Source organism: Nocardioides sp. T5, assembly GCF_048161455.1.
Taxonomy (GTDB): Bacteria; Actinomycetota; Actinomycetes; order Propionibacteriales; family Nocardioidaceae; genus Nocardioides.
Window position 1 is genome coordinate 1,156,274 of sequence record NZ_CP182415.1, and the last position, 13,275, is coordinate 1,169,548.

Annotated in this window: 10 protein-coding genes; 9 read left to right on the forward strand and 1 reads right to left on the reverse strand. The window is 70.2% G+C overall.

Going from position 1 to position 13,275, the window contains the following annotated elements; translation table 11 throughout:
• Positions 1–48: 48 nt before the first annotated feature.
• Positions 49–1,254 (reverse strand): LCP family protein, encoded by a 1,206-nt coding sequence (locus ACNKF0_RS05545; protein ID WP_416956462.1) that lies wholly within the window; start codon positions 1,252–1,254, stop codon positions 49–51.
• A 25-nt stretch (positions 1,255–1,279) separates the two neighbouring features.
• On the opposite strand from ACNKF0_RS05545, the gene ACNKF0_RS05550 reads away from it, so the two are divergent.
• The 9 genes from ACNKF0_RS05550 to ACNKF0_RS05590 all read left to right on the forward strand — a co-directional run bounded on the left by ACNKF0_RS05550 (position 1,280) and on the right by ACNKF0_RS05590 (position 13,262).
• Positions 1,280–1,777, forward strand: a complete 498-nt coding sequence (locus tag ACNKF0_RS05550) for an acyl-CoA thioesterase (RefSeq protein ID WP_299922113.1) — start codon at positions 1,280–1,282, stop codon at positions 1,775–1,777.
• Positions 1,778–1,886: 109 nt separating this feature from the next.
• Positions 1,887–3,434, forward strand: coding sequence for an LCP family protein (locus ACNKF0_RS05555; RefSeq protein WP_416956465.1), 1,548 nt, complete (start codon positions 1,887–1,889; stop codon positions 3,432–3,434).
• Positions 3,435–3,465: 31 nt separating this feature from the next.
• Positions 3,466–4,395 carry a glycosyltransferase gene (locus ACNKF0_RS05560; RefSeq protein WP_416956467.1) on the forward strand — a complete coding sequence of 310 codons (930 nt, stop codon included), beginning with the start codon at positions 3,466–3,468 and terminating at the stop codon, positions 4,393–4,395.
• Complete coding sequence (locus tag ACNKF0_RS05565; protein ID WP_416956469.1) at positions 4,392–5,318, forward strand: glycosyltransferase family 2 protein; 927 nt, start codon at positions 4,392–4,394, stop codon at positions 5,316–5,318. The genes ACNKF0_RS05560 and ACNKF0_RS05565 overlap by 4 nt, the downstream gene beginning before the upstream one ends.
• A gap of 36 nt (positions 5,319–5,354) precedes the next feature.
• Complete coding sequence (gene glf / locus ACNKF0_RS05570) at positions 5,355–6,563, forward strand: UDP-galactopyranose mutase (RefSeq protein WP_416956471.1); 1,209 nt, start codon at positions 5,355–5,357, stop codon at positions 6,561–6,563.
• Positions 6,560–8,620 (forward strand): glycosyltransferase, encoded by a 2,061-nt coding sequence (locus tag ACNKF0_RS05575; protein WP_416956473.1) that lies wholly within the window; start codon positions 6,560–6,562, stop codon positions 8,618–8,620. Before glf ends, ACNKF0_RS05575 begins: the two co-directional genes overlap by 4 nt.
• Before the next feature lie 7 nt (positions 8,621–8,627).
• A complete protein-coding gene (locus ACNKF0_RS05580; protein WP_416956475.1) occupies positions 8,628–9,536 on the forward strand; it encodes an ABC transporter permease in 909 nt (302 codons plus the stop codon).
• Positions 9,536–10,306 carry an ABC transporter ATP-binding protein gene (locus tag ACNKF0_RS05585; protein ID WP_416956477.1) on the forward strand — a complete coding sequence of 257 codons (771 nt, stop codon included), beginning with the start codon at positions 9,536–9,538 and terminating at the stop codon, positions 10,304–10,306. The genes ACNKF0_RS05580 and ACNKF0_RS05585 overlap by 1 nt, the downstream gene beginning before the upstream one ends.
• Positions 10,307–10,544: 238 nt before the next feature.
• On the forward strand, positions 10,545–13,262 hold the full coding sequence (locus tag ACNKF0_RS05590) for an FG-GAP-like repeat-containing protein (protein ID WP_416956479.1): 2,718 nt from the start codon (positions 10,545–10,547) through the stop codon (positions 13,260–13,262).
• Positions 13,263–13,275: the final 13 nt, after the last annotated feature.

A 13,275-nucleotide genomic window follows, 5' to 3' on the forward strand; every position in this document is an offset into this window, starting at 1 on the left:
CGGACTGTGGCTGGACCACCCGCTGGCGGTCTGGGGTGGAGCGGGCCGCTACTGGCGCGCGCGCCCCGTCGGCGTGCACGCCTTCCCGGGGACCTGGGAGTCGTCGATGATCGCGTTGAACAGCGCGGGGGCCCGGTCGGGATCGGCGACGAGCCGGTTGGGGTCGCTCGGAGCCGGCAGGTTGGGCATCGTGCACGTCTTGCTGTCACCGGTCATCGCGAGGGCGAAGCGGCCCATGTCGACGGGGTTCATCTCCTCGTCGACCCGGATGGCGCCGGAGGCGGCGTCGTTGATCCGCCAGTAGCGCACGGGGTTGAGGAAGGTCCACGGCGTCATCGCCTCGTCGCCGAGTGCGCTGATCACCTCGCGCTGCCGCGCCACCCGGTCGAGGTCGCTGAGCGCGGTGACGTAGCGCGAGCGCGAGTAGCCGAGGGCGGTGATCCCGTCGACCTGCTGGCAGCCCTTCTCGATGTCGAGCCGGGCACGGGGGTCCTTCATGTCCTGCTTGGGGCAGATCTCCACGCCGCCGAAGGCGTCGACGGTGTTGATGACGCTGCCGAAGCCCAGCTCGACGTAGTGGTCGATGTGGATGCCGGTCAGCGCCTCCACCCGCTGGACCAGCAGGGGCGCCCCGCCGCTCGCGAAGGCGGCGTTGATCATCTGCGTGCCGCCGTCGGGGACCTCGACGAGGGTGTCGCGGGGGATCGACATCATCGTGCGCCCGCCGGAGCCGGTGTGGAGGACGATGATCGTGTCGGTGTTGGTGCCGCCGCGCTCGGGGGTGTCGAGCACCTCGCGCTGCTCGTCGGTGAGGTCGTCGGCCTTGTCGGACCCGACGATGAGGTAGTTGGTGCCGGGCTGGTCGCCGGGCCGGTCGCCCGAGGGTGCGGCGTCGACCTTGTCGATCGTCGTCCAGTGGTAGAGCGGGACGCCCAGGAGGTAGACCAGCAGCAGGACCAGCACGAGGGGGATCAGGCCGAGGCCCAGACGCCGGCCGCGCTTCTTCTTCGGCCGCGGCGGCGGCGTCGGGGCCGGCGTACGCGTCGGGCCCGGCGGCTGCCCGCCCGACCCGCGCGACTCGCGGCGCGCCACCGGCATGACCCGGGTCGCGTCGGCTCCCGAGCCGCCCGCCTGCTGGGCCTCGACGCGCTGCGTGGCGTCGCTCGGCGGGTTCTTCGACTGGCTCCCGTAGAGCCAGTCGTACTCGGGTGTTCCCTTCTCGGGCACCCCGGAGCCCTGCGGACGATCAGCCATGGGCAAAGACGCTACCGTGCGATGCGTGAGCAGTCCGCGCCCCACGTCGTACAGCCGGGTGAGCCTCGGGATCATGGCGCACTCGAGCGAGGCCAACCTGCTGGGCAACGTGCACGGCGGCGAGATCATGAAGCTCGCCGACTCCACGGCGGGCGCCGTCGCGCACCGGCACAGCGGCGGGCCGGCGGTCACCGCGGCGATGGACGAGATGACCTTCCTCGCACCGGTCCACGTCGGCGACATCATCAAGACCTACGCCCAGGTCAACTGGGCGGGCACCTCCTCGATGGAGATCGGCGTGCGGGTGGAGGCCCAGCCCTGGGGCAACGCGGGCGACGAGCCGGTCCATGTCGCCAGCGCCTACTTCGTCTTCGTCGCCATCGACGAGGACGGGCACCCGCGGCCCGTCCCGCCGCTGGAGACCGAGACCCCCGGCGACGTACGACGCCAGCGCGAGGCGGAGATCCGCAGGGCGCACCGGCTGGCGCGCAAGACCGAGATCGACCGGGGCCGCGAGGGGTGAGCGGGCTCTCCGGCTGACCGGCGTGCTCCGGCGCGTCGCGCCCCGGTGGGACGGGTGTGACTGGTGATACTGGGCGGGCTGACTTCCCCCAGCAGAGAGAGGCCCTCCGATGCCGTCCGTCCCGCCCTCCGGGTCGCACCAGCAGCGGTTCACCACGATGGACCGCGCCCAGCGCGTCCGGTTCCGCCGTGCCGTGACCCTGATGCTGATGACCCTGTTCCTCCCGGGATCGGCGCAGCTGGTGTCCGGCAACCGTCGGGTGGGCCGCATCGCGCTGTGGACCTGGCTCACGCTGCTCGTCGTCGGCCTCCTGGCGGTCGTGACGTCGTACTTCTGGCACGGGCTCGCCTTCTGGGCCGGCACCAGCACGGTGCTGCTCCAGGTGCTCCGCCTCGGCCTGATGGCGCTCGCCGTCGGCTGGGCCTACCTCTTCGTCGACGCCTGGCGGCTCGGCCAGCCCCTGACCCTGCAGCGCCAGCACCGGCTCGCGGTCGTCGGGGTCAACGGCTTCCTGTGCTTCAGCGTCGCGGGCGCGCTGCTCTTCGGCGCCCACGTCGTCGGCGTGCAGCGCGACTTCATGCTCTCGATGTTCGGCGACGGCAAGGCCGTCGGCGCCCACCACGGGCGCTACAACGTGCTGCTCATGGGTGGCGACGCCGGTGCCGGCCGCTGGGGCCTGCGCCCCGACTCGATGACCGTGGCGAGCATCGACGCCGAGACCGGCAAGGCGCTGCTCATCTCGCTGCCGCGCAACATGCAGAACTTCCCGTTCCCCGAGGGCTCGGTGATGGGTGAGCAGTTCCCCGACGGCTTCAACGAGGAGGGGATGTACCTCAACGGCCTGGCCACCTGGGCGCTCGACCACGCGGCGCTGTTCAAGGGCTCGAAGAACCCCGGCGTCGACGCGACCATCGAGGGCGTCGAGGGCATCACCGGCCTGGAGATGAACTACTGGGCGATGGTGAACCTCGAGGGCTTCAAGGACCTCGTGGACGCCGTCGGCGGCGTCGAGCTCAACGTCCGCCAGCGCATCCCGGTCGGCCTGCCGAGCGACTCCTTCTTCCGCTACATCGAGCCCGGCACCCGCACCCTCGACGGCATGGACACCCTCTGGTTCGCGCGGGCGCGGCACGACTCCGACGACTACTCGCGCATGGCGCGCCAGAAGTGCGTGATGGGCGCGATGCTGCAGCAGGTCAGCCCGCAGGTCGCCCTGCGCAACTTCGAGAAGATCGCCGGCGCCAGCTCGGCGATGGTCTCCACCAACGTCCCGCGCGGCGAGGTGGACCGCTTCGTCGACCTCGCGCTCAAGGCCAAGAGCCAGAAGATCGCCACGCTGTCCCTCGTGCCGCCCATGGTCAACACGGCCAACCCCGACATCGACCTGGTCCACGCCAAGGTCGCTGCGGCCATCGCCAAGGCGGAGGGCCGCGCGCCCGAGCAGACCGCCGAGGCCGCGCCGGCCGAGACCGACGACGAGACAGCCGAGACCCCCGCCCCGGCGGCCGAGTCCCCGGCACCGGAGCAGGGCACCGCCCCGACGCCGGCCGCCCCGGCGACGCCGAGCACGCCTCCGGCCGTCACGGGCGGATCGCTCGGCTCGCTGTCCACGGGCTACGCCGCCAACCAGTCGGAGGACCTGGGCGCGGTTTGCTGAGCGTGCCTGCCGCGCCCCTAGTGTGTACGCCGTGACCACCGGACCCCAGCCCCGCATCGTCGCGGTCGTGGTCACCTTCAACCGCCTCCCGCTGCTCCAGAAGCTGGTGGCGCGACTCGGGCAGATCGGCGGCGTGGCCGAGGTCCTGGTCGTCGACAACGCCTCGTCGGACGGCACGGGGAAGTGGCTCGCCGCCAGCCCGACCACCGGCGAGGTCCCGCTGAGCGGACGCACGCTCAGGACCAATCGCGGCGGTGCCGGCGGCTTCCACGACGGCCTCGCCTGGGCGATCGACCGCGGTGCCGACCTGGTCTGGCTGATGGACGACGACGGGCTGCCGGACCTCGACTGCCTCGACCGGCTGCTGCTGGAGACCGACAACCTGGACTTCTGGGGTCCGCTGGTGATCGACGAGGCCGACCCCGACCGGCTGGTGTTCCCCATCCGCCTGCCCGGGCGCACCCGCGTCGTGCATGCCGTCGACGACGTACGCCGGGCGGCGAAGCAGGACCGCATCGACGGGATCGTCATCCCCTTCAACGGCGTCCTGGTCACCAAGGAGCTCGTCGACCGGATCGGTCTGCCGCGCGAGGAGTTCTTCATCTGGGGCGACGACCACGAGTACCGGCTCCGCGCGGAGGAGGCCGGCGCGCGGGTCGCCACGGTGGTCACCGCCGCGGTGCGCCACCCCAGCGTCGGCAACCTCGGCACGCCGATGATGTTCGGCCGCACGACCTACAACGACTCCCCGAGCGACCTCAAGCACTACTGCATGGCCCGCAACAACCTGGTCAACCTGCGCGACTACCGCGGCCCGCTGCACGCGCTGGCCTTCGTCGTGAAGACCGCGTGGTTCTACGCCTTCACCCGCCCCAGCCTCTCCCGGCTGCGGCTCAGCGCGAGTGCCATGCGCGCCGGCATCGCGGGTGACTTCGACGGCCACCGGAAGTTCCTGTCGTGACCGCCCCGGCCGCTCCTGGGACGGAGACGGTGGCGGTCGTCGTGGTCACCTTCAACCGCGCCGACCTGCTCGCCGGGATGCTCGACGGGCTCGCCGCCCAGACGCACCGGCCCGACGCGGTCATCGTCGTCGACAACGCCAGCACCGACCACACCCGTGCGGTGCTCGAGGCGCGGACCGACTTGCCGCTCCACGTCACCCACAGCCCGGACAACCTGGGCGGCGCGGGCGGCTTCCACCTCGGCGTGCGGGCGGCGTACGACGCCGGGTGGGACCGCGTGTGGCTGATGGACGACGACGTGGTCCCCGCGCCCGGGTGCCTCGAGGCGCTCATGGCGGTCGACGAGGACTGCCTCATCGCCGTGCGCGAGGACCTGTCCGGCGCGCTGGTGGAGAAGGCGGCCGTCGACTTCGACCTCCGCAACCCCCTGGCCATCAAGCCCAAGCGCGCCTCGGTCGACAGCACCTACGCCGACCGCGCCTCGATGCCTGAGCTGGTCGAGGTCCACAACGTCGCCTTCGAGGGCTTCATGGTCCGTCGCGGCGTGATCGAGGAGATCGGCTTCCCCGACCCGTCCTTCTTCATCTTCTACGACGATGCGGAGTACGCCGTCCGCGCCCGCCGGGCCGGTCGCCGGATCTGGGCGGTGCGCGACGCCGTCCTGGTCCGCCAGCTCGACTTCAACCAGCAGCACGACCTGTCGGGCTGGAAGGGCTTCTACATGTACCGCAACCTCTTCGTGGTGCACCTGCGCCACGGGGAGAACGTGCTGGTGCGCCTGAAGCCGTGGCTGATCACCCTCGTCGTGGTGCTGCTCAGCCCGGTGCGCGGCGGCCGGGCCGAGGCCCGCAACGTGATCCGTGCCATGGCGTCCGCGCGGGGCATGCGCCGCCTGACCGCTTCCGCCCGCCCCCCTCGATAGACTCACCCAGCGTTTCTCACCCAAGGAGTTCATCCCTTGTCCCAGGGCCTCACCACCGACAGCGACCAGCTGCCCGACCTCGTCATCGTCGGCGCCGGACTGTTCGGTCTCACGATCGCCGAGCGGTGCGCCGAGGAGCTCGGTCTCCGTGTGCTCATCCTCGAGCGCCGCCACCACCTCGGCGGCAACGCCTACTCCGAGCGTGACCCCGAGACCAACGTGGAGGTGCACAAGTACGGCGCGCACCTGTTCCACACCTCCAACGAGCGCGTCTGGGAGTACGCCAACCGGTTCACGTCGTTCACCGACTACCGCCACCGCGTCTTCGGCAAGTACCAGGGGCAGGTCTACTCCCTGCCGCTGAACCTCGCGCTGATCAACCAGTTCTTCGGCAAGTCGCACACCCCCGACGAGGCCCGCGCGCTGATCGCGGAGCAGTCGAGCGAGGTCGCGACCGAGGACGCCTCGAACCTCGAGGAGAAGGCGATCAGCCTGATCGGCCGCCCGCTCTACGAGGCGTTCATCAAGGGCTACACAGCCAAGCAGTGGCAGACCGACCCCACCGAGCTGAGCGCCGACATCATCACCCGCCTCCCGGTGCGCTACACGTTCCAGAACGGCTGGTTCAGCGACACCTACGAGGGCCTGCCGGTCGACGGCTACACCGCGTGGCTGACCCGGATGGCCGACCACCCCAACATCGAGGTCCGCCTCGAGACGGACTTCTTCGCCGTGGCGGACGAGTTCAAGGGCAAGGTCCCCATCGTCTACACCGGCCCGGTCGACGAGTACTTCGGCAACTCCGAGGGCCGCCTGTCGTGGCGCACCGTCGACCTCGAGGAGAGCGTCGTCGACACCGACGACTTCCAGGGCACCGGCGTGGTCAACTACAACGACCAGGACGTGCCCTACACGCGCATCATCGAGTTCAAGCACTTCCACCCCGAGCGGGAGAAGACCCACCTGCCCGGCAAGAGCGTGATCGTCCACGAGTACAGCCGCTTCGCCGAGGAGGGCGACGAGCCCTACTACCCGGTGAACACCGCCGACGACCGCGCCAAGCTGATGAAGTACCGCGAGCTGGCCAAGGCCGAGCCGATGGTGCTGTTCGGCGGCCGCCTGGGCACCTACAAGTACCTCGACATGCACATGGCCATCGGGGCCGCCCTGTCGATGTACGACAACAAGCTCAAGCCGCACTTCACCGAGGGCGCCGAGCTCACGAGCGGAGGCATCGACGCATGAGCACCACCACTGACGCACCCACGACCGCCACACCCACGTCCGCCGGCACCGTCACCCGGCTGCTGCAGCGGCAGATCCTGCCGCTGGACCGCGACACCGACGTGTTCCGGCTCTACGTCGACCCCGAGCCGGCCGTGCTCGACGCCGACAAGTACGAGGTCGGTTCCAGCCGGGCGGCGCAGAACCTCAACAGCGCGCAGATGCGCCAGTCGGTGTCCTCGGGCGCCACCATCCACCCCGACCAGATCCTCGACCGCGAGGCGCTCGCGCTGCAGGCGGAGCAGCGCATCTCCTTCGGCTCCTACTTCAACGCCTTCCCGGCGTCCTACTGGCGGCGTCACACCGTCGTCACCGACGTCACGCTCACCGTGACCGTCGAGGGTGCGGGCGCGACCCTGACCGTCTACCGCTCGATGGCCAACGGTCGCTCGCAGCGCGTCGAGACCGTCGCCACGGGGGAGGAGTCGACGTCGACCTTCACCTTCGAGCTGCCGCTGAAGCCGTTCGTCGACGGCGGCTGGTACTGGTACGACGTCGTCGCGGGCGACCACGACGTCGTGGTCCGCTCGGCCCAGTGGACGGCGGAGGTGCCGGAGGACCGCTCCCAGCACGGCACGGTCGACCTCTGCATCACCACGATGAACCGTCCCGACTTCGTCGCCAAGCTGCTCGGACAGCTCGGCGACGCACCGGAGCTGCATGCCTACCTCGACGAGGTCATGGTGATGGAGCAGGGAACGCAGAAGATGCGGGACTCCGAGTTCTTCCCGGCGGCCGCCGAGGCCCTCGGCGACAAGCTGCGGGTGATCGAGCAGGGGAACCTCGGCGGGTCCGGCGGCTACGCCCGCGGCCAGCTCGAGTCCGTGCGCAAGGGCACCGCGACCTACGCGATGATGATGGACGACGACGTCATCTGCGAGCCCGAGGGCATCATCCGCTCCGTCACCTTCGGCGACCTGGCCCGCCGCCCGACGATCGTCGGCGGCCACATGTTCTCGATCTACGCGCGCACCCGGCTGCACAGCTTCGGCGAGATCATCACCCCGTGGCGCTTCTGGTGGCTCTCGGCGCCGGGCGTCTTCCAGGACTGGGACTTCGGCGCGCGCAACCTGCGCTCCACCCGGTGGCTGCACAAGCGTGTCGACGTGGACTTCAACGGCTGGTTCATGTGCCTGATCCCGCGCGAGGTGCTCGAGACGATCGGGCTCAGCCTGCCCCTGTTCCTCAAGTGGGACGACTCGGAGTTCGGGTTGCGGGCGAAGGAGGCCGGCTACCCGACGGTCTCGTTGCCCGGTGCCGCCGTGTGGCACATCCCGTGGACCGACAAGAACGACGCGCTCGACTGGCAGGCCTACTTCCACCAGCGCAACCGCTTCGTCGCCGCACTGCTGCACTCGGCCTACGAGCGCGGGGGCCGGATGGTGCGCGAGAGCCTCAACCACCAGATCGCCCACCTGGTCTCGATGCAGTACTCCACGGTCGAGCTGCGGCTGAAGGCGATGGAGGACGTGCTCGCGGGTCCGCGCGAGCTGCACGAGATGCTCCCGGGCAAGCTCGCGGAGGTGAATGCGTTCCGCAAGCAGTTCACCGACGCGCAGCTGCAGGTCGACCCCGACACCTTCCCGGCCGTGCGGCGGCACAAGCCGCCGCGCAAGGGCAAGGACGACTCGGGCGTGCCGGGCCGGGTCTCGCTGCTGGTGCGGGCCGCCACGATGCCGTTGCGCCAGCTCAAGCCGGTGCGTCCCACCTCGCGGAGCCACCCCGAGGCGGAGATCCCGGCCATGGACGCGAAGTGGTACCGCATCGCCCGCTACGACTCGGCCGTGGTCTCCATGCCCGACGGCACGTCCGCAGCGCTCTACGAGCGCGACCCGGACAAGTTCCGCGACCTGATGAAGCGCACGGTCGAGATCCACGCGCGATTCCACCGCGAGTGGCCGGCCCTGGCCCAGCAGTACCGCGACGCCCTCGGTGAGATCACCTCGCCCGAGGCGTGGGAGAAGACCTTCGCCCCGTGGACCGACGACACCGACCGTCCTGCGGGCATGCCCGAGTGAGCCGCCCGTGAGCACGACAGCCCCCGGCCCGGCCCGGCGCACGACGGCCGAGCTGGAGGCCCTGCCGCTGGCACCGCCCGCGGCCACGGGCCTCAGCGAGGTCGTACGCCGTCGCTACCTGCTCAGCATGCTGGTGCGCAACACCATCAAGTCGCGCTACCAGGGCACGGTGCTGGGCTGGGTGTGGAGCTACCTGCAGCCGGCCATCCGGTTCTGCATGTTCTACTTCCTGTTCCAGGTGATGATCGGCCGCGGCGCCGGGATGGAGAACTTCGCCATCCACCTGTTCGCCGGCATGGTGATCGTGCACTTCTTCACCGAGACCTTCAACGGCGGCACCCAGTCGCTGGTGCAGAACAGGTCGCTGATCACCAAGCTGCCGGTGCCCCGCGAGATGTTCCCGGTGGCCCGCATGCTCGTCGCCGCCTGGCACACCGTCCCGATGCTGGTGATCCTCGTGGTGCCGTGCCTCTTCCTGGGCTGGCGCCCCGACCCGGTCGGGATGGCGGCGGCGCTGCTGGGCTTCACCCTCACCGCGTCGCTCGGGCTGGCCCTCGGGCTGCTGTTCAGCGTCGGCAACGTGTTCATGCGCGACATCGGCAAGGTCGCGCAGACCCTCACCCAGTTCGTCACCTTCAGCGTGCCGATGATGTACCCCTACACCCTCGTGCAGGAGCGTTTCGGCGAGCCGATCGCGAGCTACTACCTGCTCAACCCGATGGCCGAGGCCGTGCTCCTGATCCAGCGCGGGTTCTGGACCGGCACCACCAGCGACCCCGAGGCGACTGCCGCGGTGCACCTGCCCGACCACCTGTTCACGCGGGGGCTGGTGATGACGGCCATCGCGTTCGTGCTGCTGGTGCTGGCCCAGCGGATCTTCGCCCGTCTCGAGGCCCGGGTCCCGGAGCGCCTCTGATGACGACGATGATCCAGGTGGAGAACGCCACCAAGTCCTTCACGCTGTCCTACCAGCGCTCGCTCAAGCAGACCGTGCTGGCCAAGGCCCGCGGCCGCAAGACCCACGACAGCTTCAACGCCGTCGACGACGTCAGCTTCACCGTGCGCGAGGGGGAGGCGGTCGGCGTGATGGGCCTCAACGGCTCGGGCAAGTCGACGCTCCTCAAGCTCATCAGCGGCGTGATGCGCCCCGACAGCGGCTCGGTGCTCACGCGCGGGCGCATCGCGGGGCTGATCGCCACCGGCACGGGCTTCGACAACAACCTGAGCGGTCGGGAGAACCTCTACCTCAACGCCGCCATCCTGGGGATGTCGCGGGCCGAGACCGACCGCAAGTTCGACGAGATCGTCGACTTCGCCGACCTCGGGAAGTTCCTCGACACCGAGGTCGCCTACTACAGCTCCGGCATGAAGGCGCGCCTCGGCTTCTCGGTCGCGGTCAACGTCGATGCCGACATCTTCATCGCCGACGAGGCTCTGGCGGTGGGGGACCGGCCGTTCAAGCGCAAGTGCAAGCGGCGCATGGACGAGATCGTGCGCTCGGGCGTGACGATGTTCTACGTCTCGCACGCCCCCGGCTCGGTCCGCAACCTCTGCGACCGCGTCCTGGTCATGGAGAGCGGGCGCCTGGGCTTCGACGGTGACGTCGAGGAGGGCATCCGCTACCTCCACTACGACGAGGGCGACGACGAGCAGGGCGAGGACGACGGCCTCGGCGCCGACATCTGAGGTGCCCGCCTAGCCGCCTGCCGAGCGGTGCGTGGGACACGTTTCTGGAACGAGAAACGTGTCCCACGCACCGCTTGCGGCATTTCCGGGGGCGGATCGGTGAGAATGACACCGGTGTAACGGCGTGTCGAGTGGAAATTACAGCGTTGTAGTTACTCAGAAACCCTTCCGTGACTGATGTGACTGGTGTGAAACTCCTGCCTTGTGTGACCTTCCCCCACACAGCAGGAGTCTTGTCATGCGTCCTCTTCAGGCCCGTCTCGTCACCTTCTGCCAGCAGGTGCTGGCGCTCGGTGTCGTGCTCGTCGTGCTCACCCCCGCCTCCGGTGTCGTGTCCCTCGACATCGTGGGGGAGGCGCCCGGCGCCCCCGCCGCCACGACCGCCCCCGCGGCGCTCATGTCGGCGACGGTCCCCACCACGGCAGTCACGCCGACCGTCACCGAGGTACCGCTGACCGGGGAGTCCGGAGGGTTCGCCGGGCTGCGCGGTCGCAGCGTCGCCGGCGGTGCCACCGAGGCGCGCGTGGTCAGCACGCCGCAGCCGGTGGACGCGTTCGGCGCGGTCGGGGTCACCTGGGCCGGCGGCGAGGAGCTCGAGGAGGACCAGATCACCCTCCGCGTCCGCACCCGTGACGGCGACGAGTGGAGCGCCTGGGAGGACCTGGAGTACCACGACGAGCACGGGCCCGACCCGGGCAGCGCCGAGGCGGCATCAGCCCGTCCCGGCACCGAGCCGACCTTCGTGGGCGACGTGGACGACGTCCAGGTCGAGGCCCGCACCGACGGCGTCGCCCTGCCCGACGACCTCTCCCTCGCCGTGGTGGACCCGGGGTCCGCCACGAGGACCGAGACCGAGGCGCCCGCCGACTCCGCCGGCGCAGATCCCGGCGCGTCGTACGACGAGGAGTTCGCGCAGCAGGACGGCACGGATGCCGCCTCCGAGGGCATCACCCTCCAGGCCGCGCGCAAGCAGGCCGTCGCGCAGCCGACCATCTTCTCGCGTGCCCAGTGGGGCGCCGACGAGAGCATCCGCAACAAGAGCTCCCTGCGCTACGGCTCGATCAGCGGCGGCTTCGTCCACCACACGGTGAACGCCAACAACTACAGCGAGGCCCAGGTGCCGGCGCTCCTGCGCAGCATCTACGCCTACCACGTGAAGTCGCGCGGCTGGAGCGACATCGGCTACAACTTCCTCGTCGACCGGTTCGGCCGGATCTGGGAGGGCCGCTACGGCGGCATCGACCGTCCCGTCGTGGGCGCCCACACGCTCAACTACAACGACTACTCGTTCGCGATGTCGGCCATCGGCAACTTCGACACCGTCCAGCCGCCCGACGTCATGCTGCGTTCCTACGGCGCGCTGTTCGCGTGGAAGCTCTCGCTTCACGGGGTCAACCCCGCGTCGACGTCGCAGAAGATCGGGCGTGGCACGTTCCAGGCGATCAACGGGCACCGTGACGCCGGCTCCACGGCCTGCCCCGGCAAGTACCTCTACGCCCAGCTGCCGCTGATCAGGACGTACGCCGCGCAGACGGCACCGGCGCCGGCGCCCACGCAGCCGCAGGAGGTCCCGATCTCCGAGCCCGCTCCGCAGAACAACCTCGATGGCTCGCCCTACCCGGACCTGGTCGTGCGCCGGGCGTCCGACGGCCGTGGCCTGGTGCTGCCGACCGGTGGCCTCACGTCGTTCCAGAAGCGCACCGTGGTGGGCAAGAAGGGCTGGAACAAGCGCGCCGACGTCGTCGTCTCGCCCGACCTGACCGGTGACGGCCTCCCCGACCTGGTCACGGCCGACAAGTCCGGCGACGTCCGGGTGCGCGCCGGCAAGGGCAACGGCAAGTTCGGCAAGACCACCCGCAAGCTGCGCCTGCGCGGCTACTCGCTGATCACCGCAGCCGGTGACATCAACGGCGACGGCCGCAACGACCTGGTGGCCCGCTTCAAGGGTCGTCTCGCGACGCTGCTGGGCACGGAGAAGGGTGGCTTCTCCCGCAAGGTCACCCGCAAGGGCTACGGCAACTACCGGCAGCTCATCGGTGCCGGAGACACCAACGGTGACGGTCGCGTCGATCTCCTCCTCCGCACCAAGAACCGCCTCTTCCTCCAGACGGGCTACGGCACCGGCCGGTTCGCGTCGCCCAAGCGCGTCGCCGGGGCCTGGAGCGGCTACAACCGGGTCGTCGCCGGTGACTTCAACGGCGACGGACGCTCCGACCTGGTGGCCCGCTCGTCCAAGGGCAAGATGATGCTGATGCCCGGACGCGGTGACGGCACCTTCGGCGCCGCGCTGGGCCCGGCGACCAACCTCAAGACGATGCGCTGGATCACCGGCGCGAACCTCGTCGGCGGTGCCGGGGCGGACCTGATCGGCGTCGCGGGCAAGCAGCTCGTGGTCGTCGCCAACCGCGACACCTTCGAGCTCGGCGCCCCGATCGACACCGGCGTCTCCTTCGCCGGGATGGACACCATCCTCAACGCCGGCGACGTCAACCGCGACGGCCTCGGCGACGTGCTCACCCGTGACGGCTCGGGCCAGCTGTGGTTCTTCGCCGGCACCGGCACCGGTGCCCTCGCGGCGGGCACCGTCCTCGGCCAGGGCTGGGGACAGGTGCAGGGCCTGAGAGCGGTCGGCGACGTGACCGGCGACGGGCTGCCCGATGTGATCGGCACCCCTGCCGGCGGCTCGCTGATGGTCTGGCCCGGCAACGGCTCCGGCTTCAGCAACGCCATCCAGGTCAAGGGCGGCGTGGTGCCCTCTCCTGCCGGCCTGCCGGCCGACCTCTCCGGCTTCGACTGGGTGCTGGGCGTGCAGGCGATGACGCTCAAGGGCTCGGCCGACTACATCGTCCGGGACCGCACGAGCGGGGTGGCGTACGTCTATCCCGGCCGCAAGTCGGGCGTCTCCCGCCCGCGTGTGCTGGGCGAGGGACTGGGGGCCTTCGACCTGGCCGGGTGAGGCGGCGAGGAGA

Excerpts from the sequence above, each read along its gene's own strand:
- ACNKF0_RS05545 (WP_416956462.1), bottom strand. The coding sequence starts at position 1,254 with ATGGCTGATCGTCCGCAGGGCTCCGGGGTGCCCGAGAAGGGAACACCC.
- ACNKF0_RS05555 (WP_416956465.1), top strand. The coding sequence starts at position 1,887 with ATGCCGTCCGTCCCGCCCTCCGGGTCGCACCAGCAGCGGTTCACCACG.
- ACNKF0_RS05575 (WP_416956473.1), top strand. The coding sequence starts at position 6,560 with ATGAGCACCACCACTGACGCACCCACGACCGCCACACCCACGTCCGCC.
- ACNKF0_RS05585 (WP_416956477.1), top strand. The coding sequence starts at position 9,536 with ATGACGACGATGATCCAGGTGGAGAACGCCACCAAGTCCTTCACGCTG.
- ACNKF0_RS05590 (WP_416956479.1), top strand. The coding sequence starts at position 10,545 with ATGCGTCCTCTTCAGGCCCGTCTCGTCACCTTCTGCCAGCAGGTGCTG.